Origin of the sequence: Anatilimnocola floriformis, from assembly GCF_024256385.1 — a bacterium.
GTDB lineage: Bacteria > Planctomycetota > Planctomycetia > Pirellulales > Pirellulaceae > Anatilimnocola > Anatilimnocola floriformis.
The window spans coordinates 794,579-820,338 of the sequence record NZ_JAMLFW010000001.1; the positions used below are offsets into that span (position 1 = coordinate 794,579).

At 58.5% G+C, this 25,760-nt stretch carries 25 protein-coding genes; 17 read left to right on the forward strand and 8 right to left on the reverse strand.

Going from position 1 to position 25,760, the window contains the following annotated elements; genetic code table 11:
• Nucleotides 1–12: 12 nt before the first annotated feature.
• Nucleotides 13–255 carry a lipoyl domain-containing protein gene (locus tag M9Q49_RS03225; protein ID WP_254507210.1) on the forward strand — a complete coding sequence of 81 codons (243 nt, stop codon included), beginning with the start codon at nucleotides 13–15 and terminating at the stop codon, nucleotides 253–255.
• Here the strand turns inward: M9Q49_RS03225 and M9Q49_RS03230 are convergent.
• Together M9Q49_RS03230 and M9Q49_RS03235 are read right to left on the reverse strand one after the other, a co-directional pair.
• Entirely contained in the window at nucleotides 239–958 is a 720-nt protein-coding gene (locus tag M9Q49_RS03230; RefSeq protein ID WP_254507211.1) for a sensor histidine kinase, read from the reverse strand. The two genes, M9Q49_RS03225 and M9Q49_RS03230, sit on opposite strands and share 17 nt — an antisense overlap.
• A 70-nt stretch (nucleotides 959–1,028) precedes the next feature.
• A complete protein-coding gene (locus M9Q49_RS03235; protein ID WP_254507212.1) occupies nucleotides 1,029–1,616 on the reverse strand; it encodes a response regulator in 588 nt (195 codons plus the stop codon).
• A 426-nt stretch (nucleotides 1,617–2,042) separates the two neighbouring features.
• Here M9Q49_RS03235 and M9Q49_RS03240 point away from each other — a divergent pair, with 426 nt between their 5' ends.
• A complete protein-coding gene (locus tag M9Q49_RS03240) occupies nucleotides 2,043–2,597 on the forward strand; it encodes a suppressor of fused domain protein (protein WP_254507213.1) in 555 nt (184 codons plus the stop codon).
• 248 nt (nucleotides 2,598–2,845) lie between these two features.
• Nucleotides 2,846–4,300: a hypothetical protein gene (locus M9Q49_RS03245; RefSeq protein WP_254507214.1), complete on the forward strand. Its 1,455-nt coding sequence runs from the start codon at nucleotides 2,846–2,848 to the stop codon at nucleotides 4,298–4,300.
• 35 nt (nucleotides 4,301–4,335) lie between these two features.
• Here M9Q49_RS03245 and M9Q49_RS03250 read toward each other — a convergent pair whose 3' ends face one another.
• The gene (locus M9Q49_RS03250; RefSeq protein ID WP_254507215.1) at nucleotides 4,336–5,481 is read right to left on the reverse strand and encodes an aminotransferase class V-fold PLP-dependent enzyme; all 1,146 of its coding nucleotides are present in this window, start codon (nucleotides 5,479–5,481) and stop codon (nucleotides 4,336–4,338) included.
• Between the two features lie 205 nt (nucleotides 5,482–5,686).
• Between M9Q49_RS03250 and M9Q49_RS03255 the strand changes: the two genes are divergently transcribed.
• The 3 genes from M9Q49_RS03255 to M9Q49_RS03265 all read left to right on the forward strand — a co-directional run bounded on the left by M9Q49_RS03255 (nucleotide 5,687) and on the right by M9Q49_RS03265 (nucleotide 6,588).
• On the forward strand, nucleotides 5,687–5,872 hold the full coding sequence (locus M9Q49_RS03255) for a hypothetical protein (RefSeq protein WP_254507216.1): 186 nt from the start codon (nucleotides 5,687–5,689) through the stop codon (nucleotides 5,870–5,872).
• Nucleotides 5,873–5,957: 85 nt separating this feature from the next.
• Nucleotides 5,958–6,185 carry an antitoxin family protein gene (locus M9Q49_RS03260; RefSeq protein WP_254507217.1) on the forward strand — a complete coding sequence of 76 codons (228 nt, stop codon included), beginning with the start codon at nucleotides 5,958–5,960 and terminating at the stop codon, nucleotides 6,183–6,185.
• Entirely contained in the window at nucleotides 6,172–6,588 is a 417-nt protein-coding gene (locus M9Q49_RS03265) for a PIN domain-containing protein (RefSeq protein ID WP_254507218.1), read from the forward strand. Before M9Q49_RS03260 ends, M9Q49_RS03265 begins: the two co-directional genes overlap by 14 nt.
• Before the next feature lie 116 nt (nucleotides 6,589–6,704).
• Here M9Q49_RS03265 and M9Q49_RS03270 read toward each other — a convergent pair whose 3' ends face one another.
• Both M9Q49_RS03270 and M9Q49_RS03275 read right to left on the reverse strand, forming a co-directional pair.
• Entirely contained in the window at nucleotides 6,705–7,505 is an 801-nt protein-coding gene (locus tag M9Q49_RS03270) for a hypothetical protein (protein WP_254507219.1), read from the reverse strand.
• A gap of 115 nt (nucleotides 7,506–7,620) precedes the next feature.
• The gene (locus M9Q49_RS03275) at nucleotides 7,621–8,961 is read right to left on the reverse strand and encodes a VWA domain-containing protein (protein ID WP_254507220.1); all 1,341 of its coding nucleotides are present in this window, start codon (nucleotides 8,959–8,961) and stop codon (nucleotides 7,621–7,623) included.
• Nucleotides 8,962–9,220: 259 nt separating this feature from the next.
• Here M9Q49_RS03275 and M9Q49_RS03280 point away from each other — a divergent pair, with 259 nt between their 5' ends.
• The 3 genes from M9Q49_RS03280 to M9Q49_RS03290 all read left to right on the forward strand — a co-directional run bounded on the left by M9Q49_RS03280 (nucleotide 9,221) and on the right by M9Q49_RS03290 (nucleotide 11,480).
• Nucleotides 9,221–9,475, forward strand: a complete 255-nt coding sequence (locus M9Q49_RS03280) for a hypothetical protein (protein WP_254507221.1) — start codon at nucleotides 9,221–9,223, stop codon at nucleotides 9,473–9,475.
• 46 nt (nucleotides 9,476–9,521) lie between these two features.
• Nucleotides 9,522–10,748: a glycoside hydrolase family 71/99-like protein gene (locus M9Q49_RS03285; protein ID WP_254507222.1), complete on the forward strand. Its 1,227-nt coding sequence runs from the start codon at nucleotides 9,522–9,524 to the stop codon at nucleotides 10,746–10,748.
• Nucleotides 10,749–11,219: 471 nt separating this feature from the next.
• Complete coding sequence (locus M9Q49_RS03290; protein ID WP_254507223.1) at nucleotides 11,220–11,480, forward strand: acyl carrier protein; 261 nt, start codon at nucleotides 11,220–11,222, stop codon at nucleotides 11,478–11,480.
• Nucleotides 11,481–11,581: 101 nt separating this feature from the next.
• Here M9Q49_RS03290 and M9Q49_RS03295 read toward each other — a convergent pair whose 3' ends face one another.
• Complete coding sequence (locus M9Q49_RS03295; RefSeq protein WP_254507224.1) at nucleotides 11,582–12,133, reverse strand: 3'-5' exonuclease; 552 nt, start codon at nucleotides 12,131–12,133, stop codon at nucleotides 11,582–11,584.
• A gap of 29 nt (nucleotides 12,134–12,162) precedes the next feature.
• Nucleotides 12,163–13,161, reverse strand: coding sequence for an NAD-dependent epimerase/dehydratase family protein (locus tag M9Q49_RS03300; RefSeq protein ID WP_254507225.1), 999 nt, complete (start codon nucleotides 13,159–13,161; stop codon nucleotides 12,163–12,165).
• 300 nt (nucleotides 13,162–13,461) lie between these two features.
• Between M9Q49_RS03300 and M9Q49_RS03305 the strand changes: the two genes are divergently transcribed.
• The 8 genes from M9Q49_RS03305 to M9Q49_RS03340 all read left to right on the forward strand — a co-directional run bounded on the left by M9Q49_RS03305 (nucleotide 13,462) and on the right by M9Q49_RS03340 (nucleotide 24,237).
• Entirely contained in the window at nucleotides 13,462–14,745 is a 1,284-nt protein-coding gene (locus M9Q49_RS03305; protein ID WP_254507226.1) for a PQQ-binding-like beta-propeller repeat protein, read from the forward strand.
• 58 nt (nucleotides 14,746–14,803) lie between these two features.
• Nucleotides 14,804–15,811: an aldo/keto reductase gene (locus M9Q49_RS03310; protein ID WP_254507227.1), complete on the forward strand. Its 1,008-nt coding sequence runs from the start codon at nucleotides 14,804–14,806 to the stop codon at nucleotides 15,809–15,811.
• 139 nt (nucleotides 15,812–15,950) lie between these two features.
• Complete coding sequence (locus M9Q49_RS03315; RefSeq protein WP_254507228.1) at nucleotides 15,951–16,745, forward strand: thymidylate synthase; 795 nt, start codon at nucleotides 15,951–15,953, stop codon at nucleotides 16,743–16,745.
• Between the two features lie 170 nt (nucleotides 16,746–16,915).
• Nucleotides 16,916–17,476 carry a hypothetical protein gene (locus M9Q49_RS03320; RefSeq protein ID WP_254507229.1) on the forward strand — a complete coding sequence of 187 codons (561 nt, stop codon included), beginning with the start codon at nucleotides 16,916–16,918 and terminating at the stop codon, nucleotides 17,474–17,476.
• 852 nt (nucleotides 17,477–18,328) lie between these two features.
• Complete coding sequence (locus M9Q49_RS03325; RefSeq protein ID WP_254507230.1) at nucleotides 18,329–19,255, forward strand: ABC transporter ATP-binding protein; 927 nt, start codon at nucleotides 18,329–18,331, stop codon at nucleotides 19,253–19,255.
• A 264-nt stretch (nucleotides 19,256–19,519) separates the two neighbouring features.
• A complete protein-coding gene (locus M9Q49_RS03330; RefSeq protein ID WP_254507231.1) occupies nucleotides 19,520–21,394 on the forward strand; it encodes an ABC transporter permease in 1,875 nt (624 codons plus the stop codon).
• Nucleotides 21,391–23,301: a hypothetical protein gene (locus tag M9Q49_RS03335; RefSeq protein ID WP_254507232.1), complete on the forward strand. Its 1,911-nt coding sequence runs from the start codon at nucleotides 21,391–21,393 to the stop codon at nucleotides 23,299–23,301. The genes M9Q49_RS03330 and M9Q49_RS03335 overlap by 4 nt, the downstream gene beginning before the upstream one ends.
• A gap of 12 nt (nucleotides 23,302–23,313) precedes the next feature.
• Entirely contained in the window at nucleotides 23,314–24,237 is a 924-nt protein-coding gene (locus tag M9Q49_RS03340) for a cobalamin-binding protein (RefSeq protein ID WP_254507233.1), read from the forward strand.
• A gap of 203 nt (nucleotides 24,238–24,440) precedes the next feature.
• Here the strand turns inward: M9Q49_RS03340 and M9Q49_RS03345 are convergent, their stop codons facing one another.
• Nucleotides 24,441–25,604: a L,D-transpeptidase gene (locus M9Q49_RS03345; RefSeq protein WP_254507234.1), complete on the reverse strand. Its 1,164-nt coding sequence runs from the start codon at nucleotides 25,602–25,604 to the stop codon at nucleotides 24,441–24,443.
• Between the last annotated feature and the right edge of the window lie 156 nt (nucleotides 25,605–25,760).

Below are 25,760 nucleotides of genomic sequence, written 5' to 3' on the forward strand. Positions count from 1 at the left end.
ACAAGCCGCCGCATGTCGCAAATTTCACTTATTCTGGCCGATCTCGACCTGGGCGATGTCCCAGTACTCGCCTGTTCTTGGCTTGCCGAGAAAGGGGCACGTGTCGTGCAAGGCGATCGCTTGCTGGAAGTAGTCGCCGGAGAAATCTGCGTCGATCTCGAAGCGCCGGCGACGGGCCGATTGGTGCAACGTTGTGTTGGGCCTGAAGAACGGCTGACGATCGGTCAGGTGCTGGCCGTTATTTCAACGACTTAACTCGCAGTGTGAAACGGGCGCCACTGCCTCGTTCACTTTCGACTGTGATCTCGCCCTGATGCAACTCGGCGATTCGCCAGGCCTTGCACAAGCCGAGGCCTAGCCCGCGGCCTGCTTCGCGGCCAGAGAAGAACGGGTCGAACAAGTGACGGCGCACTTCCGGTGAAATACCCGGGCCGTTGTCGCTGACGGTGAATTCGAAATGCTCACCGCTGGCTGCCGCGACGAGTTGAATTTCGCCGCTGGTGCGTAGTGCTTCGAGCGCGTTCTTGATCAGCGCCGCGAGTGCGGCAGCGATTTGCGTTCGATCGGCAGAGAGCAGCGGCAGATCGGCTGGGACTTCGGCCAGGTGCAATTTGGTCTGCTGTTCTTTGGCGGTGGCCGCTTGCTGCGCGACGACTTCTCGCAGCAGTTCTGCCGCATCAAAGGCCGTCACATTCGGCTGCGGCGGGTGGGCAAAGAGCATGAGATCGGCCAGCATCTCGAAGGCGCGAAAGGCCTGGGCGTTGATGGCTTCGAGCGCGCGACGGCGATCGGCGTCTTTTTCGCTGGCAAGCAGCGATTGCGCCCGCATCGAGATATTGGTGAGCGGGTTATTGATCTCGTGACTCAAGCCGTAGGCAAACTGCTTGAGGGAGGCGAGCTTTTCGCGCTCGAGATCTTGGGCAAAGCGGGATTGAATGTCAGCATCAATCGGCGGCACGGCCCCTCACCCCAACCCTCTCCCCGGGTACGGGGCGAGGGAGTAAGAAATATTTGCTAACGCAAATAGACTAAGCGTTGGCCGCTCGTTCCATTTCGAGCATGTCGCACACGCGGTCGAGCAGCTTCTCGACAGTGAACGGCTTTTGCATGAAGTCGTCGGCGCCGGCGGCTTTCAGATCGGCGACCTTGTCTTGCTCGATCATACCGCTGATGCAGATGACCTTCACCGATTCCAGCGTGCTATCGCTGCGAATGCGTTGGCAGACTTCTTTGCCGTTGATGTCCGGCAGCATGATGTCGAGCACCACGATGTCCGGCAGAAATTCCTTGACCATCATGCCGGCATCGAAGCCGTTATTGGCGACCTTCACCTCGAAGCGGCCGTCGCGGAGGAACGAGTCGCGGAGGAGTTCGCTCAGTTCCACGTCGTCGTCGACGACGAGCAGCTTGCGTTTGCCGCTCTCCAGGGCGTCGGTCGGAATGCCGTTGTCGCGCATGAAGTTGAACAGTTCATTGCGCGGAATGCGGCGAAAGCGGCTGCCCGGCACGCGGAAGCCCTTGAGGGCGCCGTTGTCGAAGCAGCGAATGATCGTTTGCTGGCTCACCTTACAGATCTTGGCGGCCTCGCCCGTGGTGAACACCGTCTTCAATGACATGGCTGTGAACCATCCTTCCCTTACGATGGTTAGACCGGCTGGTTGACCTCGGCAGAGGGCTCCCCGCTTCCGCGACGACTCGAACGAGCCGCTGCATCATGCGCCGGTGATGACTCCGTTTGACTGAACAGCTGCCCTTGGCAAACTACGCCAGAACCGTAGCCGTTACAGTTGACTCGCTTACTGCAAATCACAGGAACGGCTAACCTTTCCAGGCTTACCAACCTTTCCTGTCGTGGGCATTATAGCGGCGCGACCTAACCAGTCAAGATTAGTTTTTTTGTCGCAAAGCATTACCGCGTAATCAGTTGCAGCCTAACAGTCGAATTGGTGCGAGAATTTGGATAAGACACGTGGGAAGGGGATGCCGGGGAGGGAAAGCATGGTGCGGGCACACTGATAGTCCTATTATTGTCCAGCATGGAGATGATCGAACCGAGAGAGGTCATTCGCGAACATTTGCGCCGGTTCTTCGCCGGCCACTCATGTGACGAACATGTCTGGACGCTCGGGCCGGCGCTAGACGAGTTGCCGAGGCTATTCGTCCTGGAATTTGCTCCAGGACCGCAGTCCCGCTTGTGGACTTACGTAACGGTCGGAGCCTGGGAAGTCCGCGCTGAACCGCGACTTGAGTTCATGATTGCGGCGCCCGACCAAGACCAGCGGCACGTCGAACTCCTGTTCATGACCGCGTGGTATCACGGCAATAGAGGCCTGGGCACTGGTCATACCTTGCCCATCGGTGAGTCTTGGCTACCCGGTTCGAAGTGTGACTTCTTCCTGGTTTCGTTGCCCTACCCATTTGGTCCGCAGTTGGAAATCTGCAACTTGCCGGACTGGCATCTGCATGTGCTTTGGCTACTCCCGATCACGTCGGCTGAGCGCGAGTTCAAAGTGCGTGAAGGGCTCGAGGCACTTGAACAGCGGTTCGACGCGGCTGCGATAGAATATTGGTCGCCGAATCGGCCGTCGGTGGTGTAGGGACTCAGAAGAAATTGCACTCCGTGAGGCGCTCGTCAGGGTTCAGTGGTTACCTGCGGCGCTCCCAAATCGAATCGATCCGATGCTGGCTACTCATATCATCGCTCGCTATCACCGCCCGCAATCCTTCCGCCACTTTCCCATTCTCTTTTTCCGGAACATTCCTCACGTTCGTTAGCGTCGATTGCCGATGCTAACGCCAAGCTCGATAGTCCGCCCCCAATTTGGATTGCGCAGAGGGATTTGCCATGCTCGTCATCGTTAGCGACTTGCACTTGAACGATGGTACCACCGGCGCGTTGCTCGATGCGGGCGCTGCGGAGTTGCTTACCGACCGCGTTTGCGATCTGGCTTACCGTGCGTGCTGGCGGGCCGATGGTAGCTATCAACCCATTCAACGTGTCGACCTCGTCCTGCTAGGCGACGTGCTCGACATCATCCGTTCGCAGCGCTGGCTCTCCAGCGACGTCCGGCCGTGGAGCGATCTGCATTCCCCCGCCGGCGTCGAAATGGTTAGCGGCATTACCAGCGAAATCCTTCGCAAGAACGTCGAGATCATTCGCCAGCTGCGGGCTCTCGCGACCGAAGGGATCGTCACCGTGCCGCTTGCCGGCAGCGATGGCAAACCGCTTTCGCATCACGAAGAAATGCCGGTCGCGGTTCGCACCCACTACATGGTGGGCAATCACGATTGGCCGTTGCACTTGCCCGGCGCTAGCTACGACTTGCTCCGTCACAAGGTCGCTCATCACCTGGGCCTGGCCAGTCCGCACAACAAACCGTTCCCGCACGAAGCGGCTGAAAGCGAAGAACTCGCCGATGCCCTCCGTCGTCATCGCGTGCTCGCTCGCCACGGCGACATTTTTGATCCACTGAGCTTCTCCGACGATCGGGCGGCCAGCAGCATCGGCGACGCGCTCGCCATTGAACTGATCGCGCGCTTCCTGCAACGGATCGAAGCCGAACTCCGCGGCGACATCACTCCCGCTGCAATGGCTGCCATACAAGAGGTCGATCAAATCCGGCCAACGTTGCTGGCTGCCAATTGGATCGAATGCACGCTCGAACGGCACGTGCCGCAGCTGGCCATTCGCAACATCGTTAAGCGACAGTGGGACAACCTGGTCGACGATCTGCTCCAACTCGAAGTCATTCGTCATCACAGCCGCTGGACGCCAGCCGATGTGATCGATGGTCTCGCCGGCGCTTTGAAGTTCAGCAAGCGCGATTCGTCGCAGTGGATGAACCGCACGCTGGCCTGGCAAAGCGAACTCCGCGGCGCCAGCAGCGAATCGTACGTCGCTCACGCTCTCGCCGAAGCCGATTTGCGGAACCGCCGCGCCCGGCACATCGTGTATGGTCACACGCACAACCACGAAGCCATTCCGCTCGATGCGAGCCATGCTGATGGTTATGTGCTGAACCAAACCTACGTGAATGCCGGTACCTGGCGCCGCAGCTATCGCGCCACGCAAGTTGCCGCGGCCACGCAAGAGTTCGTCGCCAGCGAAAGTTTCTCGCTCCTCGCCTTCTATCAAGCCGATGAGCGGAGTGGTCGCAGCTACGAAACCAGCCATGGTTCGCTCGCGCCGAAGAGTGCGTACGTCAGTGCACCGCCGGCAGCACCGGTCGATACGACCTTCGGTACGCATCATCTGCGGGCTCCGCACTTCTCGCGGCAACAAAGCCGCAGCCGAGTCTAGCTGTAGGTGAGTCACTTAGTGACTCGCATACACTATTAAGCTTGGATCACTTCCAGCAACCTCGACACATCGTCGAGGTTGTTGTACCCGTGCAGACTAATTCGCACTCCGCCGCCACGGCAACTGACAACCACGTCGGCGGCGAGAAGTTTCTCGCGCAACTGCATTGGTTCGCTGCCAGGCATGTTGAAGGTAATGATGCCTGAACCGTGCCCCGCTACTTCCGCGCTCAAGATCTCCGCGTTGCTCTTGCGTAATTCATGGCGGGCATGAGCACTAATGGCATCCACTTCAGCGCCAACTGGTGACGCCTGCGGAGTGACGCCCAGTTCGCGAAACATGGCCAGACTCGCCGCGAAGCCGATCTGGCCGACCATGTTCGTCGAACCACCTTCGTAGCGCGCAGCGACTGGCCTGAGTTGAAAATCGAGATTGGCAAAGTCGTATTGTCGCTGCACACTGTTCCAGCCGACGTGCACTGGGCGAATCAGATCGAGATGTTCCCGCCGCATGAACATCACGCCGGCGCCTTCAGGACCCAACAGCCACTTGTGACCATCGGCGGCGAGAAAGTCGACGTGCGTGCGGCGGACATCGAGCGGATAGACGCCGAGTCCCTGAATCGCATCGAGGAAGAAGAGAACATTCCTCCGCCGACAAAGCTCAGCAACCTGATCGAGATCGAGGCGATAGCCGCTGGCATAGCCGACCCAACTCACGGAGAGAATTCTCGTCCGCTCGTCGATCGCGGCTTCGAGGCGATTGAGATCGACGATTCCTCCCGGCGCGTCGACCAACCGGCATTCGACGCCCAACGGGGCTAGGTTCTGCCAGGGATAGACATTCGACGGAAACTCGTTGGCCAGGGTGACGACATTATCCCCCACCTGCCACGGCAGGCCCTGAGCGATGTAGTTGATCCCCGCCGTAGTATTCGGCAGGAGGGCGATTTCGGCGGTTTCGGCCCCGATCATGGCTGCGGCGTGGGTTCGGCCTTGTTCGACCTGCCGGTTCCATTCGGGCCAAACGGTGTCTCCCAGCTCGGTCGCCTGCTGCAGCCAGCGGGCAATCGCGGCCTGGGTGGGCTCCGGCAACGGCCCCACGGCGGCATGGTCGAAATAGGCGAACCGCCGGGCAATCGGCATCTGGCGACGGAAATTTTCGCGGGTAGATATAATCACGGTTGTATGACCATTGCAGAATGGTCCGTTTTGAGCGACATTTTGTGGCTTGTTCCGAGCGGTTTCAGCCGCCCGCGCGCAGGTGACTTCGCGGCGGCTGGAATTATACTAGGACCCGACCGGCGGATTGTCTGCGTTTGCAACAAGTCTGCTGGCGGGCCCTTCGCCATGAGTTTGCAGCTTTGCAGAAGTAGGGAAGTCGGGAATGCCAAAGGTATTGTGTATCGCCGGGATGGTCGTCGCCGTCCTCGTCGCGATCCTGTTCATTCTCGACCTGGCCCTTCCCGCCATGATGTTTCGCCGCGCCTACATCATGATGGACATTGTGATGATCATCTGCGCGCTCGCCCTGGGCGTGGTGAGCTGGCTGACGCTGAAGGAACAGAAGTAGGGCAGGATATTTCGCAGATTCTACGGTGCCTGGGATCCCAGAACGCGATAAAATGCAGTGAACGGTTGATCCCAGGAACCAACACATGACTCAGACCTTTCTGGCGACTTACGAAGACGGCGTGCTGAAGCCGCACGAACCATTGCGGTTGCTACCTCAGTCGCAAGTCCGAGTCGTTATCGAATCAGTTGACACACCAACAGACGAAGAACGTGCTCAAGCCTGGGAGTCTGTTCAGCGATTGTGGAAAGAGTCACCAATTGACTCCGGCGGAGATCGTCTGACGCGCGATCAGCTGCATGAACGGCGTTGATACGAATATCCTGATTTATTCGGTAGACGTGAACGAGCCGATCAAACAGCTGAAAGCCCAACAGCTACTTCAGCAGTTGGCTCGAGGCCCAGTCCCCACTTTGCTGCCATGGCAAGTCATTGCCGAATTCTTGCAGCAACTTCGGAAGTGGAAATCGGCGGGCAAAATCGATCACGCCAAATTTGTACAGCACATCCAAACGTATCGATTGCTTTTTCCTTTGGTATTTCCCAGAGCGGACATAATCGATCGCTCGTTGGCCCTCTCCGAAAAATATAGCTTGTCACACTGGGACAGCATGATTCTGGCTGCTTGCCAATCCGCCGGCATCACCACGTTGTACACAGAGGACATGGGAGCGCCGCGTACGATTGATGGCATTAGCCTAGTCAATCCGTTTTGATGCTGCGCTACTCGCTCAGACTGGGCCGCTCTTGTTCAGCAAAGAATCTCTTCCCAGCTGAATTTCACTGGCGAGGTGGACTTGATGTCCATTTTCGGTAGTTACTCGCGCGTTAATCATGTCGCCTTCGTTCGCAGTTCCGCCAGCACCCGGTACGGTTCTTCCACCATCACCACTTTCTTCGGCTGGCCCTTGGGTGGCAACTTCGGCTTCGTGGTTTCCGGCGCGTTCCAATACGGGTTCATTCCCAACATGCCACGCAGGATTATCGTGGTGACTAGGAACACGCAGTAGTGAATCGCTCCCTGGCCGAACTCGAGATCGAGGCTGGCATTGGCGCAGAAGGCGCCGATGACGACGACGACGGGAATCGCAAAGACAAAGAGAAAGCCGTTGGTCGGCGACACTTGAAAGGCGTCCATCAAGTACGCCATGACGTACCAGTACAAACCCCAGATAGCCGGATAGACCAGCGACGGCGCGATGAGCCGCAGGAGGAGTTCCTGCCGCGAGAAGGGGGCGAACTCGTCATTGCGCAAAAAGTGGTACGCGGCGTACGACAGCGGCGGCGCGAGCAGGAAGGCGCCGAGGATCTGTAGCAGCAGCGGCGTGGAACCATTTTTGAAAACAACCCGCAGCACTAGCGACACAATGAGGACGAGCACAATGCTCCCCACGATGCCGATGATCATCGGCCGGGAGAGTTTGGTTTCGGTGCGCGAGATCGGCTTGAGGACCGACTGCCCCTTGCTGTCCTTCGGGCCGGACATTTCCGGCGCATGCACCACCACCTGCTCCGAGAGCGTGGGGACGGTGATGATGGTTTTGCACTTCGGGCAGGGCCCTTTTTTGCCGGCGTATTTTTCGCTGACTTGAAAGCGGGTGTGGCATTTCCCGCAGGTAACATCAATGGGCATATACGGTCCGCGATGAGCAACCAGGGCCGAAAAGAGGCAAGATAAGTGAGCGAGGCAAGTATATCACCCTCTTTGGCGAACTGTTACTGCGAGTTCGCGAGCTCCCGGCAACTTGCTAATTAATCGCCCGATAAGCCCCGAAGTTTTTAGCGGCCAGTTCTTCGAGGAACGTGCTGAATCCACCGTCGGCGCCGATGCCGATGCAGTGGATCGTGGCCCGGCGGACGCGGTTGAGACTGGTGATCACCTCGACGATTTGCCGCGGATTGGTGATTTTGCCGACCGTCGGCGAGCCATCGGTCAGAAAGTAGATCGCGTCGCAATCTTGCTGCAGCGCGGTGTGCAGCGCTTCGTACGAATTGGTCATCGCCGCCGCCTGGCCGGAGGCGACAAACTTCGTCGCCGCTTCGCGCGATTGGGGCGTGACGGCTTGGAGTTCGCGTTTCCAGACGAAGACTTCGGAGTGGAACGCGATAACGTTGAAAGTCACGTCGCCGGGAAGTTGCGAAATCGTGGTCGTCAGTTCGCGCTGGGCGGCCGCGAGTTTCGGGCCCGACATACTGCCGGAGTAATCGGCGATGAACACGATCTTCGAGCCGTACAGTGGCAAGCCATAGTAGGACGGTTGACCGGCCTTGGCTGCATACTCATTGGGCTTCACGGGCCCTTCGGGAAAGACGAAGGTCGCTTGCTTGTCTTTCCACCAGGCGGCCAGATCGGGCCGATCCATCGGGCTCAAACCGCTCAGCTGCAATAGCCGGCGATCAATGTCGGCCCGCATTTCTCCGCGAGCCGTTTCTTGCATCTCGACGAGTTGCGTCACCGCTTCTTTGTCGTTGAGTTTGCACAGAGCTTGAATCAGTGCGCGACGCAAACCAGAGTGGCCGGAAAAGAGGGGCAACTTGTGAACCTGCAGCAGAATCTTGCCATGCTCGGGATTTCTCGAATCGCCGAGCTCATCAACGACATTGGCGACAATCAGCAAGCCAGCTGGCGATTGCCCGGCCAGATCGACAACCTCGGCCAAGCCGGTGCGGACTGAGGGAACGGTCGAGGCAAAGAGAACTTCCAGCTTCACCTTCGTGCTGGGATCGGCCTTTCGCAGTTTGAAATCGGACGTGGCGCTCGTCACCAGAAATTTGCCGACGGCTTCGGAGTCGGCAAACGATTGCAAGGTTTGCTGACAGCCGAGCGAGACATCGGGGAAGCTCGAGAGTGCGCCTTGCGTGAGCAGCAGATCGGCGCAATCGGCGACAGGATAATCGCGCAACTTGGCGATAGCGGCGGCGCGGATCTCGGGCTTGTTCGATCGTAGCTCGTTTAGAATCTTCTGCCGCGCGCCCTTGAACTTCACGTCCAACTCACCAGCGGCAACTCCACTGGTCAGGCAGGCAGTGAACGCGATCACCATTGCCAGTTGCAGAACCTGGGCACAAGCGCGACGGAAGTGATTCATCGGAGAGTCCCTCGTTAACTGCAGCCCACTGTCTCAACCATTCTAATCCCGCCCGGAGTTGCCACGCTAGATTTGCGGTCCGCTGCCAGTTGACGAAATTTGGCGAATCACACTCGTTATTCGCTGCTCTGGCTAACGTTGTCGTTATTTGCTGGGCCACCGTTTATATTCCTGATCGATTCCAAGTGACATTTGCAACGGTGCGAATTGATCCAGCAAGAAGTAAGCACAACGCTCAGGCGAGGCGAACATGTGGCAAATGACACTACTGTTGGCGCGAAATGAAGAAATCAATCAGTGGCTGAACGAACACCCGCTCGTGTTGGGTTTGATTTTCTTGGCGCTCGGCGCGCTGCTGGGAGGCTGGGGAATTCGCGAGCTGATGACCGGCGTCGCTCACGATAAATACGGCAACGCGATGACCGGCGGCATGGGGCAAATGTTGGCGATCGTGCGCATTGTCGGCGGCGTGGGATGCATTGGATTCGCGCTCTATAAGATTGCGTTCGGTTAGATTGCGGCTGCGTTCGTCTTGTCCTTCGATACAGGTTGCTGAAATCATGCGCATCACGCTGCTCTTCTGCTTTCTCTCGTTGGCGTTATTGGCCGGACAGACTCACGCCGCAGATCCACAGGCTGTGATCGACGCGACGACGCTTCACCAAAAAATACTCTGCGGCTATCAAGGTTGGTTTCGCTGCGATGGCGATGAATCCGGCGAAGGATGGCGGCATTGGAGTCGTAACTCACGGCGACTGACCACGGAATCGCTAACGTTCGAGATGTGGCCTGACCTGACGGAATACACAGCCGAAGAAAAGTTCGCCGTGCCGGGCTTCACCTATCCCGATAGCAAGCCGGCCGAGCTCTTCAGCAGCGTGCACGCCATGACCGTCGAGCGACATTTCGAATGGATGCGCGAGTACGGGATTGATGGTGTGTTTCTGCAGCGGTTTCTGGTGGAAGCGCGCAAGCCATCGAGTGCGCTGGTCCTCAAGAATGTACGCGCCGCGGCCGCCAAGACCGGCCGCACTTACGCCATGTGTTATGACCTATCGGGCGCTTCCGCCGAAAAGATGACGGAGACGCTACTCGCCGATTGGCAGAGGTTGGTTTCAGAAGACAAGATCACCGCCGATAAGAATTATCTTCATCACAACGGCAAACCGGTGCTGTTTGTCTGGGGCTTTTTCAGCGACCGCTTTTCCGCCGAGATCGCCAATCGGTTGATCGATGGTTTGAAAGGCCCAGACAACGATCGCGTGGTGCTGGTTGGTGGCAGTCAGTGGTATTGGCGACGCGAGAAGGATGCCGAGTGGGGAAAAGTTTTTCGGCGGTTCGACGTGATCAGTCCCTGGAACGTCGGCAATACGCAGCGAGTCGACGGCGCGAAACACGCGGCGACCGATTACTGGAAAGACGATCTCGCCGCCGCGAAGCAAGCGGGCATGAAATACCTGCCGGTCGTTTATCCGGGCTTTGGTTGGACGAATCTCAAGGGAGCCGCTGCCGCGAATCAAACCATTCCGCGCCTCGGCGGCGATTTCTTCTGGCGGCAGTTTCACACGGTGGCCAATCTCGAAATCGACATGGCGTATGTAGCGATGTTTGACGAGGTTGATGAAGCCACGGCGATTTTTAAAGTGACCAACGAGCCGCCGTCGCCGGGCAAGTTTCAAACCTACGACGGCCTGCCATCGGATTGGTATCTCCGCTTGATGGGGGCGGGGAGCCAATTGATCCGCGGTGAAATCAAAAACACGCGCGAGTTGCCGCTGCAGCGCTGAAAACCGGTGCATCAAAAAAAGCCGCCCCGCTGCTTCTATCCGGAGGGGACAAAGCAGCGGGGCGGGACTCAATACACTCGCAAACCGCCGAAGCGGTTTTTGTGGGGTGAGAATTATCTGCGGCCGGCAGACGAGTGCGGCGCTGGTTTGACGTGATTCGCAGAACAAACTGAAAACCAAGCCAATGACCGCACCATGGGGCCCCTGGAATTGGGTCCCAGGCAGACAAGCGGCGAAGACCGCTCGCAACCAACCCATCGGTCGCACGCGAGCCTCGCGCCGACGTCAGTGCTGGGGCGTTTCTCTCGGGGAACAGAGAAATAGACCGCAGTCGGGGAAAAAGGTTCACGGGCAACTGGCAATTGCCTTACCTCGGCCCCAGCCCATACCCTCGCCAACGGCACGCGATTCGCTACAATCGGTCGTTTGGCTGCCGATCCTCTCGAATGTCTTTGCCTGGTTGGGTCTGTAATGACGAACGCTGAAATTCGCGACGAAATCCTCGATATTCTCTCCGACATCGCTCCCGATGAAGATCTCAGCGGCGTGGTCGACGACAAGCCGTTCCGCGAGCAGCTAGAGCTCGACAGCATGGATTTTCTCGACATCGTGATGGAGCTCCGCAAGCGCCACCGCGTCCAGATTCCGGAAGAAGATTACGGCCATCTCGCCAGCATGGCGAGCACGGTGGCTTATCTCGAACCAAAGATGAAAGACATCGTCAAGAAGTAGCTTCGGGAGGGCGAGGCTCCTGCCGAGCCGCGCCGGTCGAAAGCAGTCGCCACCAGACATCATTAGTCCACCGTCGCGGCTCGGCGGGACCGGGAAGTCCCTTACACGCGAATCTTTCGCAGTAAGTGGCACAAGATGGCTGCGATATTCCAGGCATCATCGTGACCGCGGTGGTGCGTTCCTTCTAGCGGCATGCCGATTCGCTCGCAGGCTTCATCGAGGCCGATCCCACCGTTGTCACCATAGGCGACGGCAAAGAGCGTCTTGATATTCAGATGGCCGACGCCAAATGGGTAGGGCACGGTCTGTTCGCGGCACACTCGCTCGAACTGCCGCCGGTCGTAGTCGCCCCAGCTGGCCCAGAGCCGGTCGTGCGAGCGATATTCTTTTTTCAAAATGCCGACCGCATCGGCGAGCGTTCCCGCCGTGCGAAAATGCTCGTCGTTGAGCGTCGTTAGCTTCGTGCAGAACTCGCTGATCTTGCTCCGCACCGGCTTGATGAGCAGGCTCCGCTTCTCGACTCGCTCGAGCTTCTTGGCATCGACCGGGCAGAGCCCGACCTCGATGATCTCGCTGCTCTGACCCGGCGGCGGATAACCCTGCCAGCAGGTCGATTCGACATCGATCACGAGAATTTGGTCGAGCAGCTTCATTCCAGATTTGTCCATTCCCTCCGGCGTGCTTAGCCCGGATACCAGATCTTGCGTGGATCGCTCGCGGGGCGTTGATAATCGTAAGCCGCGTCGATCAGCCGGCGGTAATCATACTGCGGCCGCCAGCCGAGCAGGAACTTGGCCTTCGCATTGTCGAGCCAGGTCGAGTAATACGGCGTGCCGACATCGACCGAGGGAATGCCCCGCGTCTGCTGCAAATGCTCGGCAACTTTTCGATAATCAACCGGCTCGTCGCAGCAGATGTTGAACGTCTGCTTCTCTGCTTTCGGATGATCGAGCGCCGCGAGAATCGCGCTGACCAGATCACTGACATGGACAAAGTTCCGCTGCACAGGTTCACCGGCCGGATCGAGCATCACCGGCACGCGACCTTCTTTCACGTACTGATCGGCTTTTTCGGCGCCGACCAGATCCCGCCACCGCGGCCCGCCGAAGACATCGTCGCCAAAGCTCAGCTGATATTTGAAATCGTCCTTCTCCATGATCCACGGCGCGCGAAGGCAGCAGGAGTTCAGATCGTATTGAATTTGAAACTGCTCGAGCATTACTTCCTCGAGCACCTTCGACAGCGCGTAACAACCTTTGTACGCGCTGTGCGTTTGCTCTTCGGTGACCGGCAGCGGATGGGGATACACAAAATGCCCCATGGCAGCATCGCCGCCGATCAGTACGAACTGTTGGAAGTCCGCACTCTGCCGGGCCGCTTCGAGCAACCAAAACAGCCCCTTCACGGTGACGTCCATCACGTCCTCGGGCGTTTCTTTGCACGTGGCGAGGTGCAGCACGTGCGTCACGCCTTGCATCGCCTTGTCGACAACAGCTCGATCGGCGATGGAACCGCGCACCGATTCCACGCGTGCGTGCGCCGGCAATTGGCGGTTGTGAGTCAGCGCGCGAATCCGCCAGTTTTGATGGGCGGGAGATTGCAGCAGCGTTTCGCAGAATTGCTGGCCCACTTTGCCAGTAGCGCCGGTGACGAGCAGGAGGGGAGAGGTGTTTGAAGGCATCGTCGATTCGATGGAATGAGGCCGATTGAGTGAAAATAGTCAGGCTAGTTGTATCTGTGTTCGTGCCTCTTAGCCACCGGCTTCAGTCGGTGGTGAGATGCCAACAACGTCTTCGGCTTTAGCCATTCACTCTGCTCACGGCTGTGACGTATTGCGATGGCTAAAGCCGATTTCTCTCGATATTGGAACCCACCGACTGAAGCCAGTGGCCAATAGGTAACAATATGCGCCTGTGGTAATTTGTTGCTAGAATGCTTCCCACACCCGCCTGCCATCTTCCCGCCTGTTGGAGCCCGCCAGATGTTGCTAAATCTTGCTCGTTGCCTTGCCATGGTCCTGGCGATCTGCGCGGTGAACATTTTGCACGCCGAAGATTGGCCGCAGTTTCGCGGCGGCAATGGCGATGGCATTTCCACCGAGTGCGGCTTGCCCAGCGAATGGGGCGCAGAGGTCGACGGCAAACAGCAGAACGTGGCTTGGAAACTCGAGATCCCCGGCAAGGGTTGGTCGTCGCCGGTGCTGTGGCACGGCAAGTTGTATCTGACTTCTGCCGTGCCGCGCGAAGGAGCAGAGGAAGGCAGCGGCGATTTGTCACTGCGGGCCATGTGCGTCGATGCCAAGACCGGCCTGATGTTGTGGGACAACGAAATCTTTGTGCAGGACGGTAAGACGGCGCCGAAGATTCACGCCAAGAACAGCCATGCCAGTCCCACGCCGCTGGTCGATAGCAACCGAGTCTTCGTCCACTTCGGCCATCAAGGCACGGCGTGCCTCGATCTTGATGGCAAGATTCTGTGGTCGACGCGCGAGCTGAGTTACGCGCCGGTTCACGGCAACGGCTGCACGCCGGTGCTGGTCGATGGCGGGATTGTCTTTAGTTGCGACGGCGGTAAGGATCCGTTCGTCGTCGCCCTCGAAGCCGACACCGGCAAGATCAAGTGGAAGTTTGCTCGCCCCGGCGAACCGAAAAAGACGTTTGCCTTTTGCACGCCGACCGTCATCAGCGTCAACGGCAAGCAGCAAGTCATCAGCGTTGGCGCCGGAATCGTCAACGCGCTCGATCCGAATACCGGCGAAGACATCTGGCATGTGAAGCACGGCGGTTATTCGGTCATTCCCAAGCCCCTGTTCGCGCACGGCTTGGTCTACATCAGCACCAGTTATGACAGCCCTATGGTGATGGCCATTCGTCCGGATGGCCGCGGCGACGTGACCGAGTCGCACGTCGAATGGACACTCAAGAAGGGCGCGCCCCACACGCCGTCGCTTCTAATCCTCGGCAAGGAACTGTACATGGTTTCCGACAGCGGAGTCGCAACCTGCGTCGACGCTCTGACCGGTGAACAGCATTGGCAAGAACGCATCGGCGGCAACTACTCGTCGTCGCTCGTTTATGCCGATGACAAGATTTACCTGCAAAGCGAAGCCGGCAAAGCCTACGTCCTCAAACCCGGCACCACGTTCGAGAAACCAATCGAAACCGGATTCACGACGGAACGCAACTTATCGTCCTACGCCGTTGGCGATGGCGCCCTATTCATTCGCACCGAGAAGAACTTGTACCGCGTGCAACAACCCAAATAGCTCTCGCATTTTTCTCTCGACTCTCGACTCTCGCCTCCCGTCCCTCGCCACCACTCCCATGCCCATTACCTACAAACAACTAGGCCGTTCCGGCATTCGCGTTTCCAATCTCTGTCTCGGCACGATGATGTTCGGCGGGCCAACCAGCGAAGCTGATTCCATCCGGATCATGCACAAGGGCATCGATCTGGGAATCAACTTCATCGACACGGCCAACATGTATTCGGCCGGTGGTTCGGAGACGGTCGTCGGCAAGGCAATCGCCGGCAAGCGCGATCGCGTGGTGCTCGCGACCAAGGGGCGCAACAAGACCGGCGAAGGACCCAACGATCATGGCGCGAGTCGCGTGCATCTGATGCGCGAGCTCGATGCGAGTTTGAAACGCCTGGGCACCGATTTCGTCGACCTTTATTACGTCCATACGCCCGACTACAGCACGCCCATCGACGAAACGATGCGGGCGCTCGACGACATGGTGAAGAGCGGCAAGGTGCATTATCTGGCCTGTTCGAACTTCCGCGCTTGGCGAGTGTGCGAAGCTCTGTGGGCCAGCGACAAGCACAACCTGCATCGCTTCGCCTGCGTGCAGCCCCTTTACAACCTGGTGAATCGTGACATCGAAGTCGAACTGCTGCCGCTCTGCAAGGAGCACGGCTTGGGTGTGGTGAGCTACAGCCCGCTGGCCCGCGGCATTCTCAGCGGCAAGTACAAACTGGGCGAAGCGTTCCCCGAAGGAAGCCGGGCTGCTCGCAACGACGTGCGGATGCGTCAAGCCGAGCTGCGCGATGATAGTTTGGAAGTCGCCGCGCAAATGAACGACTATTGTGCGAAGAAAGGTTGCGCGTTGTCGCACTTCGCGCTGGCGTGGTGCCTGGCCAATCCGATTTTAACTTCGATCATCCTCGGTCCGCGCACGATGGAACAATTCGACGACAACCTCGGTTGCTTGAATGTTGAGATCACGGCAGAGGACGAAAAGTTCGTCGACAGCCTCGTGCCGCCCGGCGAACATACCGGCAAGGGACATCAGGATCCGCTGTATCCGATCACGGGGCGGGGGAAGTAAAGTCGTCGATCGCTCCTGCGATCGATGAAAGAAGGCGAAAGTTAGTTCACCGAACTTGGTGCAGACGGTGACGTTCACTCATCGATCACCGGAGCGATCGACGACTGTCGCGACAGAGCGAGTCCGCTAAAATACCGCGATGCAGAACTATCTCGAACTATTGCGGTTGATTCTCGATCACGGCACGCCGAAAACCGACCGGACCGGCACCGGCACGCGGAGCATTTTCGGCCATCAGATGCGGTTCGATTTGTCGGCTGGCTTTCCGCTGGTTACCACGAAAAAGCTGCACCTGCGGTCGATCATTCACGAGTTGCTGTGGTTCCTGCAGGGGAATACGAACATCGCGTACCTGAAAGAAAACAAGGTTCGCATTTGGGACGAATGGGCCGACGAAAACGGCGAGCTCGGGCCTGTGTATGGCCATCAGTGGCGCAGCTGGCCAAAGGCCGATGGCGGCCAGATCGATCAGATTTCGCAAGTCATCGAGATGATCCGCCGCAGCCCCGATTCGCGCCGGCTGATCGTGAGCGCGTGGAACGTGGCCCAGATCGAACAAATGGCGCTCCCGCCGTGTCACTTGTTGTTCCAGTTCTACGTGGCCGATGGAAAGTTGAGTTGCCAGCTCTATCAGCGCTCGGCTGATGTCTTCCTCGGTGTGCCGTTTAATATCGCGTCGTACGCGCTGCTCACAATGATGGTCGCCCAAGTCACCGATTTGCAGCCCGGCGATTTCGTTCACACCTTCGGCGATGCACATCTCTACAACAACCACGTCGAACAAGCTCAGCTGCAACTATCGCGTGAGGCACGGCCGTTGCCGACGATGAAGCTCAATCCCGCCGTGAAGTCGATCTTTGATTTCAAGTTCGAGGATTTCACGCTGGAGAACTATGAGCCGCATCCGCATATCTCGGCGCCGGTGGCGGTTTGAGGCGTATGCAGAAGTGAGAAGGCAGAATGCAGAAGTAAAGACGGGAGAATCGTTACAACCTGCCTGCTCCAGGGCTGTCATGATTCACTTTGGCTACAGGCGCTAGGTATTTTTTACATCGCAATTAGTGTGGAAGTTGGCTCATCAAGCTCTCTTCTGGATTGATTGTCATGCGTCCGCTTATCACTTTTCTCGTTCTGGCCTTGCTCGCCAATGTTGCTACTGCGGCCGATTGGCTGACGGCGCCTTCGTATTACACGCATGATCGGTCGACCGGCGAACGCGTGACGCAGTATGCCGAGGTCGGGCCGTACTACTATTACTATCGGCCTGATTTTCAGCGCAGCAGTTATCGGCAGTTCCGCAGCACCATCCAAGCCGGCAACAGTGCGGACAACATGCACATTGTCGAAGAGTACGGCAATCCAGTGCGGCCGTACGAGGAATGGCGGTTTCCGTACCGGCCTTACTCGGTGCCGTATGACCAATGGGGCCCACCCTTCGGCGGGCTCGGCGGCGCTGGTTACGGCGGCGGCGTGTATGGTGGCTTTCCCGGTGGCGGTTTCCCCGGCGGTGGCTTTCCGCCGAATGGACCGATCGGGCCGTTCCCGGGTGGCGGCTTTGGCGCGGGTTGGGGCCGGCAGCAGAATTTCGCCCAACCGTGGGTTGATGGTTACTACCCGACTTATGACCGCAACGATCGGTCGCAGTATTACAACCCGTATCCGTAAGTGTTGGATAGCACAGATTGCTTTAGCAACCTGTGTCGCGCCAGCGATCAGAGGCATCGCGTGGCGGCGCGGCGGCTTTTGGCCTGGCGAAATCGATTGGGAATCGAGCGCCCGAAGAACGGCCGTGGGCGACGGGATGCCTCTTTTCGCTGACGCGACATCGATTGCTCGCGCAATCGATGCTCTCCACACAAGAAACAAAAAAGGCCGCCGGGAGCGGGAATTCCCATGCGGCCTTCAGGCGGGGATCAATTGTCTGTGCGCGGTTTGCAAATCTACCCAGATGCTCGCCGCTGCCTCGTTCGCTCGAATCACTGACGGTCGTTCATCCGGCAGTGAGTTTGTTCCATGCAGTATCTCCTCCTGAGATGTTTGGCTGGCGTTAGTGCGTGTGTTCCGAAGCCCGTTCGTTCCCTCAATCACCCCTGCGCCGGGGTTGTCTTTCGATGGAAGGGTATATTGCAAGGTAAGTGCCAAACCGGGCACGCAACCGGAAAACGGTCGCGAAACTGGCAAGTCGCGAACATGACAATCGATCGCAACCATTTCACGAGAAATGACTTATGGTCTTTTTCAGGCGAGCATCCGCCCTCGCCAAGTTTTCATCCGCTTACCGTTTTGCAATTCTTACCACCCCAGCCTTTGCCAAAATTACAAGAGCGGTTTGAACTTTCTTCCGCTAGCGAGCGTAATGGCTCCCAGGTTCTAGCGCCACTCTCGCTGTCACTTTAAGTACTGCAACTTGCTGGAGATAGCTGCTAGACTACTGGGCTTGCGGCCGGCGTGATTGCAGCTGCCAGCACGCGATTTTTGCAAAATCTCGAACTTTTCCCTTTCGCCTCGCATTTCACCATGACTGCTGCCTCCCCCGCTCCGGTTGCTCCAGCACGCCGACCCACCGATACCGAGGTGGTGATCGAAACTCGCACGCTGACCAAGGTTTACAAAGATTTCTGGGGCCGCTCAAAAGTCCGGGCGTTGAACTCGCTCGACCTGGAAATCCGCCGTGGCGAGATCTTCGGCCTGCTCGGGCCGAACGGTTCGGGGAAGTCGACCACCATCAAGTTGGTCCTCGGCTTGCTCTTCCCCACGGCTGGCAAAGCTCTGGTCTTCGGCAACGACGCCACCGAAGTGACCAAGAATGAGCGGATCGGCTACCTGCCGGAGGAGTCGTATCTCTACAAATTCCTCAACGCCGAAGAAACGCTCGACTTCTATGGCCGGTTGTTCAACATGCCAACCGACGTCCGCAAGCAGCGGATCGAAGAGCTGATCAACATGGTCGGCCTCGGCTGGGCTCGCCGTCGGCAGCTGCGGGAATATTCGAAGGGTATGACCCGCCGCATCGGTCTCGCCCAAGCCCTGATCAACGACCCGGAACTGCTGCTGCTCGACGAACCGACCTCGGGTTTGGATCCGATCGGCACCCGCGAGATGAAGGACCTCATCCTCAAGCTTCGCGACCAGGGCAAGACGATCGTCATGAGCAGCCACTTGTTGCCCGACGTGCAAGACGTGTGCGACCGCATCGGCATTTTGCATCAAGGCGAACTGAAAGAGCTCGGCCGCGTGAGCGAGCTCCTCACGGTGCAAGACGTGACGCAGATCCGCGCTCGCAACGTTAGCCCCGAATGCGAAGCCGAACTCCGTGCGGTTCTGGCCAAGCACAACACTGAGTTGCTCGCTGTCGAGCGGCCCACGCTGTCGCTGGAAGAGCTCTTCCTCGACATCGTTCGCGTCAGCGAAGCTCGCCCCGGCAAACGCGTGGGGAATACGTAGTCCACAACCAACAAAGATAATCGCCGGCCACCACCGAGCTTGTCTCGGTGGAGCCATGATTTTGCACCAACACACCGTCATTTACATTCCTCGCCCCCGCCGGCCTCGTGCCGGTGGAGCGAATGATTGAATCACCCGCTCCACCGACACAAGGTCGGCGGGGGCGAAATTCAAGATGGATCGTGGCTGGTGCAGAATCAGTTCACCACCGAGCAAGCTCGGTGGGGTCCGAATACCAACCAAAACGCACCTGCGAATTGACTCATGCTCTCCTTCGAAAACAAACTGATCACCTTTTACGAATGGCTCTTCCCGAGCGAGTTCATTCTGGCGCGCCCCGATACCTGGGGCTTTGCCCTCGGCGCGCTAGTGATCATCTTTTTGCTCGCCGTGCTCGGGCCGTTCTTTTGGTTTGTCATCGCCTCGTTCACGCGCGGTCCCAGCGAAGCCTTTTACCTCGTTTCTCGCTCGATTCTCACGTCGCTGCAGGAAGATGCGCCGGGCTTTTCCTTCCGCCGCACTTGGGCCATTGCTCGGTTGTCGCTGCAGGAGGCCATTCGTAATCGCGTGCTGATTGCGTTCTTCTTGTTCATCCTCGTTTTGCTCTTTGCCGGTCTGTTTTTGGATGTGCGGAACAACAACCCGGCGCGGTTGTATCTCAGCTTTGTGATTTCGACGACGAACTACCTGCTGCTGTTGATGACGGTGTTTCTCAGCACGTTCAGCATTCCCAACGACATCAAGAACCGCACGATCTACACCGTGGTGACCAAGCCGGTTCGTTCGGGCGAAATGGTGCTCGGCCGGATCATCGGCTTTATGGGAATCGGCAGCGTGCTGCTGATCGCGATGGGCATTGTCAGCTACGCGTTCGTCTATCGCGGGCTGATGCATTCGCACGAAGTGATGGCCGATAGTTTTCAAGCGGCCGGCGAAGACGTCGCCAAGAAAGTCACGCTCGAAAAGGGAGAGACTTCCGAAACGTATCACCACAAGCACGAAATCATCATTCCCAGCGAAGGGAAGCCTTACACCAACCTGGTGATGGGGCACACGCACGAAGTGACCGTCACCGGCACAGGCAAAGATCGCAAGGTCACGCTCGGCCCCGCCATCGGCATGTTGCAAGCCAAGGCGCCGATCTATGGCAAACTGCAGATCTTCGATCGCGCGGGAAATCCTGTCGAGGTCGGCATCAATGTCGGCGACGAGTGGACTTATCGCAGCTACATCGAAGGTGGTTTTAATACCAAGTCGAAAGCGGTTTGGACCTTCAGCGGCATTACCAAGGACCGCTATCCCAAAGTGCTGCCGCTGGAACTCAATTTGCAAGTCTTCCGCACGTATAAGGGAAATATCGAGCGCGGCGTGCTCGGCGAAATCGTCATTCGCAATCCCGATCCGCAAGCCAAGGTGAAGCAGAGCGGCCCGATCGTCTTTCAATCGGTCGAGTTCGCCTCCGATCCTCATCCGATCAGCAGCACCAACCTCTTCCCCGCGGGGCAGGCCGGCGGCGCGAAGAATCTGGACCTGTTTGATCTGGTCAGTCCCGAGGGAGAGATTCAAGTCGAGATCAAGTGCGCCGAGCCGTCGCAATACTTCGGCGTGGCTCAAGCCGACGTTTATCTGCGGCCGCAAGATGGCATTTTTGAATTCAACTTCAGCAAGGCTTACTTCAGCATCTGGATGCAGATGCTGCTGGTCACTTGCTTTGGCGTGATGTTCAGCACGTTCCTCAGCGGGCCGATCGCGCTGCTGGCGACGATCTCGGGCGTGGTGATGGGGCTCTGCGGTCAGTTCATTCGCGCGGTGGCCACGGGCGCCGAGCAAGGTGGCGGTCCGGTCGAGTCGTTCGTTCGTCTGGTGACGCAGCAAAATCAGACGACCGACCTCGAAGGGGTCAACTGGCTCACGCTCTCGATCATGAAGGGCTTCGATAGCACGCTGATGTTCTTTATGTACGGCCTGACGTACCTGCTGCCCGATCTGACCATGTTCGACTCGTCGCAGTTCGTCGCCAACGGCATCGATATTTATCCTGCCATCATGTTTCAGCAAATGACCTTGGCTGCGGTGTATGCCACCTGCGCGACCATTGGCGCGTATTACTTCCTGAGGTCGCGGGAGATCGCTGGATGATCAAGAATCAATCGCTCGTTCGCAAAATTGCCTATATCACGGCCATCGCACTGCTCCTCATTCCGCTCTCGCGTTTGAGCGAGCCGGCCACGCTCACGCGCGTCAAAGGCGGCAGCAACAAGGTTGTTGGTTCGCCCGGCGGCACGCTCTCGCGCATGCGCGCCGAAAACGGTCTCGCGCCCGCCGAACTCGGCGAGATCGATCCCGCCTCGGCCACTATGAAGTTTGCCACGCTCGGCATGCGGCCGCTCGCCGTCAGCTGGCTGTGGCACAAAGCCAACGAATACAAAAAGTTCAAAGACTGGGACAAGCTCGAAGCCACCGTCGAACAGATCATTCGTCTGCAACCCAACGATCTCGAGGTCTGGGATTTTCAGGCTCACAATCTGTCGTACAACGTCTCGGTTGAGTTCGACGACTATCGTTATCGCTACGCCTGGGTGAAGAACGGCATCGGCTTTCTCGTGCAGGGAACCGAATACAACCGCGATGAACCGGGCCTGCTCAATCAGATTGGTTGGTTCACGGGACAGAAGATCGGCCGTTCGGACGAAGCAAAACAATTCCGCCGGCTGTTCAAAGACGACAAGGAATTCCACAAGGAGTTCTTCAACGCCGGCGTCGACGTCGATCAGTTCGCAGCCAAAGGCGCCGACAGCAAGCCCGACAACTGGCTTGTTGCTCGTCTGTGGTACGACAAAGCGGTCGATGCCGCGCGCAACTCCGGTCGGCCGATCCGCGGCAAGACGCCGTTGCTGTTTTACAGCGGCGGTCCGATGTCGCTCATCAACGGCGCCGCAGCCATCGAAAAAGACGGCTACTTCGGCGAACGCGCTCTCACCGCCTGGGAAATGGCTGCCGAAACCTGGTACGGTGGCAATCGCGAAGCGACCGAGCTCCGCGACATCGTCTACGGCAACCGTAGCGTGCCGACTTCGGCCGGCTTCGACATTCGCTTGAACGACGCCGAAGAAGTTGGCGCCCGAATCAAAGCCAGCCGCGAAGAGCTCGATAAACTGGCTGTTGGCGTGCGCGAAAAAATCATCGCCGACAGGAAGGCGGCCCTGCCGGAGAATGTGCGCGCCGCGCTCGATGCTGCCGACGACAAACTCACGCCAGAGCAACAAGGCCTGCGCTACACAGGCAACCAGCAGTTGGCCGTGAAGGACATCGAAGTCGCTCGCCAAGCGAAAGGCGCTGATCGCGTTCGTGCGTTTCAGCTGGCCGATTTGCTTGAAGCCGAAGAAAAGCACCTGCAGTACATCAACATCTATCGCGGCATCGTCAACTTCGATTACTGGCGGCAACGCTGCAAAGCCGAGCGTGAGCCCCGCATGCTCTCCGCCCGCAAAGCCGTCTTCGATGCCGACACCGCCGCCGTGGGCGAAGACCTCGAGACCAATAAGAAGCGATATGAATCGGCTTGGGAAAAGTTCGCCGCTATTTTTGCTGACTATCCCGATCTGATGGCCAATCCGGAAACCGAAGAACTCGTCGAATCGGTCGAAATCTATCACGGCTTGCTCGGGCAACTCGACAAGCCGTTCCCGCGCGACTTCGTGCTGAACAATATGCTGGAAAAGCATCCCCGCGGCCGTAAGCTGCTGGAAAATGCCCGCCGCGTGAACGACGCGACGACCACCGAAGACGCGAAGCCCGAAGATAAGAAGCCCGAGGATGTGAAACCGGAAGACAAGAAGCCCGCCGAGCCAAAGCCGGACGACAAAAAGCCGGAAGAGCCCAAGGTGGAAGATAAAAAGCCCGAGGACAAGAAGCCGGAAGCGGACAAGGGCGACGCGAAGAAACCGGAAGAACCGAAGGCTGAAGAACCGAAAGCCGAAGAGAAGAAGCCGGAAGAAAAGAAAGACGACGAGAAGAAGCCGGAGTCGCCGAAGGCAGCCGGCTAACGAGCTACTTTCATGCGGATCGTTTCTCTCATCTCCAGCGCCACCGAAATGCTCTTCGCGCTCGGCTTGGGAGCGCAGGTCCTGGCGGTCAGTCATGAGTGCGACTGGCCGCCATCAGCCAATCAACTGCCTCGCGCCACTCGGTCGCGGATCGATAGCGCCCAGTCCAGCCAAGCCATCGACGAGCAGGTCAAGCAACTCCTCGCGCGAGGCGAACCGCTGTATGAAATCGACGAGCCGCTGCTGCGGCAACTTGCGCCCCATCTGATCATCACGCAAGCCCAGTGCGATGTTTGCGCGATCCGCCTCGCCGATGTCTTGCGATTGCAAAGCGAGGCCCCCGAGCTGCAGCACACTCGCGTCCTGCCGCTGAATCCGACTTCGCTGGAAGGCGTTCTCGCCGATATCGCCCGCATCGGCGTTGCGACGAACACAGAGTCTGCGGAGCTCATCGCCGGCTATCGGCAACGGATCGCCACCATCGTCGATCGAACTGCGTCGCTCACCGTAGCTCAGCGGCCACGCGTTCTCTGCATCGAATGGATCGAACCCTTGATGCCCGCCGGCAATTGGACGCCGCAACTCATCGAAATGGCCGGCGGCGTGAGCGGCCTGGCCGTGGCGGGCGAACATAGTCGCTACAGCACCTGGGAAGAAGTCGCGGCCTTTGCTCCGGAGATCATCCTCGTCGCGCCCTGTGGTTTCGATCTGCCGCGAACACTCAGCGAAGCAGAGCGTCTGCCGCGTGTTCCCGGCTGGCAACAGCTTCCCGCCGTTCAGCATCGCCGAGTCTTCGCCATTGATGGCAACGCGCTACTCAACCGCAGCGGGCCTCGTTTGGTGGAATCGCTGGAGTTGCTCGCTCACTTAATCCAGCCGCAGTTCTTCCCGAATGGTCCGAACCTGCCGCCCGGCTATTGGCAGCCGATTGGCTGACAGGAAGCCCGCAGCGTGAGCGAGGGATTGGCGAGTGCAACCGTCGATATCAGCAACGTGCGATAGCACCATTCGCGGCGGTTTCACTCGCGACGCTGCGCCAAAACCAGCTCTCGTGGTGCTGTCGCACGATGGTGATCTGAAGTCTTCGCGCCCAAACCTCGCTCACGCTGCGGGCTACCTTTTCAATTGCTACCTGGGCGTTACTTGATTACTACTTCTGACGATACGCTCAGGATGTTGTAGAGGTCCTGGGCATCTTGCGGGCTGAAGCTGAGGCAGCCAAGCGTGGTGTTGCTTGGGGCGCCGCTGCCGTGGAGGCAGGCGTTTTTGCCAAGATCGATCCAGCAGTTGCCGTAGGGATTCGAGGGATCACCGGCGGGGATCTGGCGGCCGTCGCGGCTGATATAGGCGCGGGCGGGGTCTTTTTGCGCAACGTGGTAAGTGCCGGCCAATGGCTTTTCATCGCCGATGCTAAACGGAAAACGACCGGCGTAGAGTTGGCCGACAAAGAGCGTGAGTTCACCGGTGGCCAGATGGACTTCGGCGCGGAAGGGGCCTGGAATGACTTTCAGTTCGGTGCCACGGACGAGCACCGAAGGATCGCGAACGGCTTGCGAGTTGATGTTTTGCAGCAACTGCACCGGCAGCTTGTAACTGGCGGCGACGTCGTAGAGCGATTGGCCGTTTTGCGAGACGCGGTAAGGTTCGGCGAGGTAATGATCGGGGCCGTAGATGACTTTGGCGGCGAGCGCGTCGACCCAGTTAAGAACGGCGCGGCGATCTTCGGCAGTGATGTGTGCGTTGGTCGCGAAGGGAGACAGTTCGGCGAGCGCGTCGCGATACTTGCCGTCCTTCATCTGCACTTCGACGTTCTTCCAAGCCTGGTTGAGCTTGTAGGCTTCGAGCTTTAGCGAAGTGGCCGGTTCGTGCTTCGGCGCATTCGGCAGCGTATAGGCGGAGCTGGTCTCGGGCGGAGTGTAGGACGACGGTGGCGGGCTGGTTGGCGGCGGAGCGGCAGGCAATTCTGACGTCGGTTCGACGGCAGCGGTCGCAGGCGGATTGAACGCAGGCACGGAGTACGTAGCCGGAATGTTGGCTGTCGGCGGCGCTTCGGCAGGGCTGGCGATCGGCTGCGTCATGTTCGGCTCGATCACGAGCGGCGGCGGCGAGTTGTGCGCGCTGGCGCCGGGCGAGGGCAGGGCAGGGGCCTGGCTGGCGGGGCCGAAGTCGATCGTCGGCGGCTGGATTTGCACATCGTGCGCATGGTCATGCGCGGACGGCTGCGGCGTGTTGAGCGTGACATACACGCCATAAAGCACACCGGCCAGCACGAGTATGACGCAAGTTGATTTGAGCGAGTTCACAATCGTCCTCCCTGACGACGCCGGCATCGGCAACCGTCGCTCCTGCGACGGCCAACTCGGCTGAGCCCTCCTGGCGCAGCGCAAGCCCGGCAATTCCGACTCACATTGGGCACGATAGCGGGAGTGAAAAAAAGAGGAAAGAGCAAAAAATTGGCC

Bases quoted from the DNA above. Each gene is read 5' to 3' on its own strand.
- M9Q49_RS03225 (WP_254507210.1), top strand. From the start codon at position 13: ATGTCGCAAATTTCACTTATTCTGGCCGATCTCGACCTGGGCGATGTC.
- M9Q49_RS03235 (WP_254507212.1), bottom strand. From the start codon at position 1,616: ATGTCATTGAAGACGGTGTTCACCACGGGCGAGGCCGCCAAGATCTGT.
- M9Q49_RS03240 (WP_254507213.1), top strand. From the start codon at position 2,043: ATGATCGAACCGAGAGAGGTCATTCGCGAACATTTGCGCCGGTTCTTC.
- M9Q49_RS03245 (WP_254507214.1), top strand. From the start codon at position 2,846: ATGCTCGTCATCGTTAGCGACTTGCACTTGAACGATGGTACCACCGGC.
- M9Q49_RS03255 (WP_254507216.1), top strand. From the start codon at position 5,687: ATGCCAAAGGTATTGTGTATCGCCGGGATGGTCGTCGCCGTCCTCGTC.
- M9Q49_RS03260 (WP_254507217.1), top strand. From the start codon at position 5,958: ATGACTCAGACCTTTCTGGCGACTTACGAAGACGGCGTGCTGAAGCCG.
- M9Q49_RS03265 (WP_254507218.1), top strand. From the start codon at position 6,172: ATGAACGGCGTTGATACGAATATCCTGATTTATTCGGTAGACGTGAAC.
- M9Q49_RS03270 (WP_254507219.1), bottom strand. From the start codon at position 7,505: ATGCCCATTGATGTTACCTGCGGGAAATGCCACACCCGCTTTCAAGTC.
- M9Q49_RS03275 (WP_254507220.1), bottom strand. From the start codon at position 8,961: ATGAATCACTTCCGTCGCGCTTGTGCCCAGGTTCTGCAACTGGCAATG.
- M9Q49_RS03280 (WP_254507221.1), top strand. From the start codon at position 9,221: ATGACACTACTGTTGGCGCGAAATGAAGAAATCAATCAGTGGCTGAAC.
- M9Q49_RS03285 (WP_254507222.1), top strand. From the start codon at position 9,522: ATGCGCATCACGCTGCTCTTCTGCTTTCTCTCGTTGGCGTTATTGGCC.
- M9Q49_RS03290 (WP_254507223.1), top strand. From the start codon at position 11,220: ATGACGAACGCTGAAATTCGCGACGAAATCCTCGATATTCTCTCCGAC.
- M9Q49_RS03295 (WP_254507224.1), bottom strand. From the start codon at position 12,133: ATGAAGCTGCTCGACCAAATTCTCGTGATCGATGTCGAATCGACCTGC.
- M9Q49_RS03300 (WP_254507225.1), bottom strand. From the start codon at position 13,161: ATGCCTTCAAACACCTCTCCCCTCCTGCTCGTCACCGGCGCTACTGGC.
- M9Q49_RS03305 (WP_254507226.1), top strand. From the start codon at position 13,462: ATGTTGCTAAATCTTGCTCGTTGCCTTGCCATGGTCCTGGCGATCTGC.
- M9Q49_RS03310 (WP_254507227.1), top strand. From the start codon at position 14,804: ATGCCCATTACCTACAAACAACTAGGCCGTTCCGGCATTCGCGTTTCC.
- M9Q49_RS03315 (WP_254507228.1), top strand. From the start codon at position 15,951: ATGCAGAACTATCTCGAACTATTGCGGTTGATTCTCGATCACGGCACG.
- M9Q49_RS03320 (WP_254507229.1), top strand. From the start codon at position 16,916: ATGCGTCCGCTTATCACTTTTCTCGTTCTGGCCTTGCTCGCCAATGTT.
- M9Q49_RS03325 (WP_254507230.1), top strand. From the start codon at position 18,329: ATGACTGCTGCCTCCCCCGCTCCGGTTGCTCCAGCACGCCGACCCACC.
- M9Q49_RS03330 (WP_254507231.1), top strand. From the start codon at position 19,520: ATGCTCTCCTTCGAAAACAAACTGATCACCTTTTACGAATGGCTCTTC.
- M9Q49_RS03335 (WP_254507232.1), top strand. From the start codon at position 21,391: ATGATCAAGAATCAATCGCTCGTTCGCAAAATTGCCTATATCACGGCC.
- M9Q49_RS03340 (WP_254507233.1), top strand. From the start codon at position 23,314: ATGCGGATCGTTTCTCTCATCTCCAGCGCCACCGAAATGCTCTTCGCG.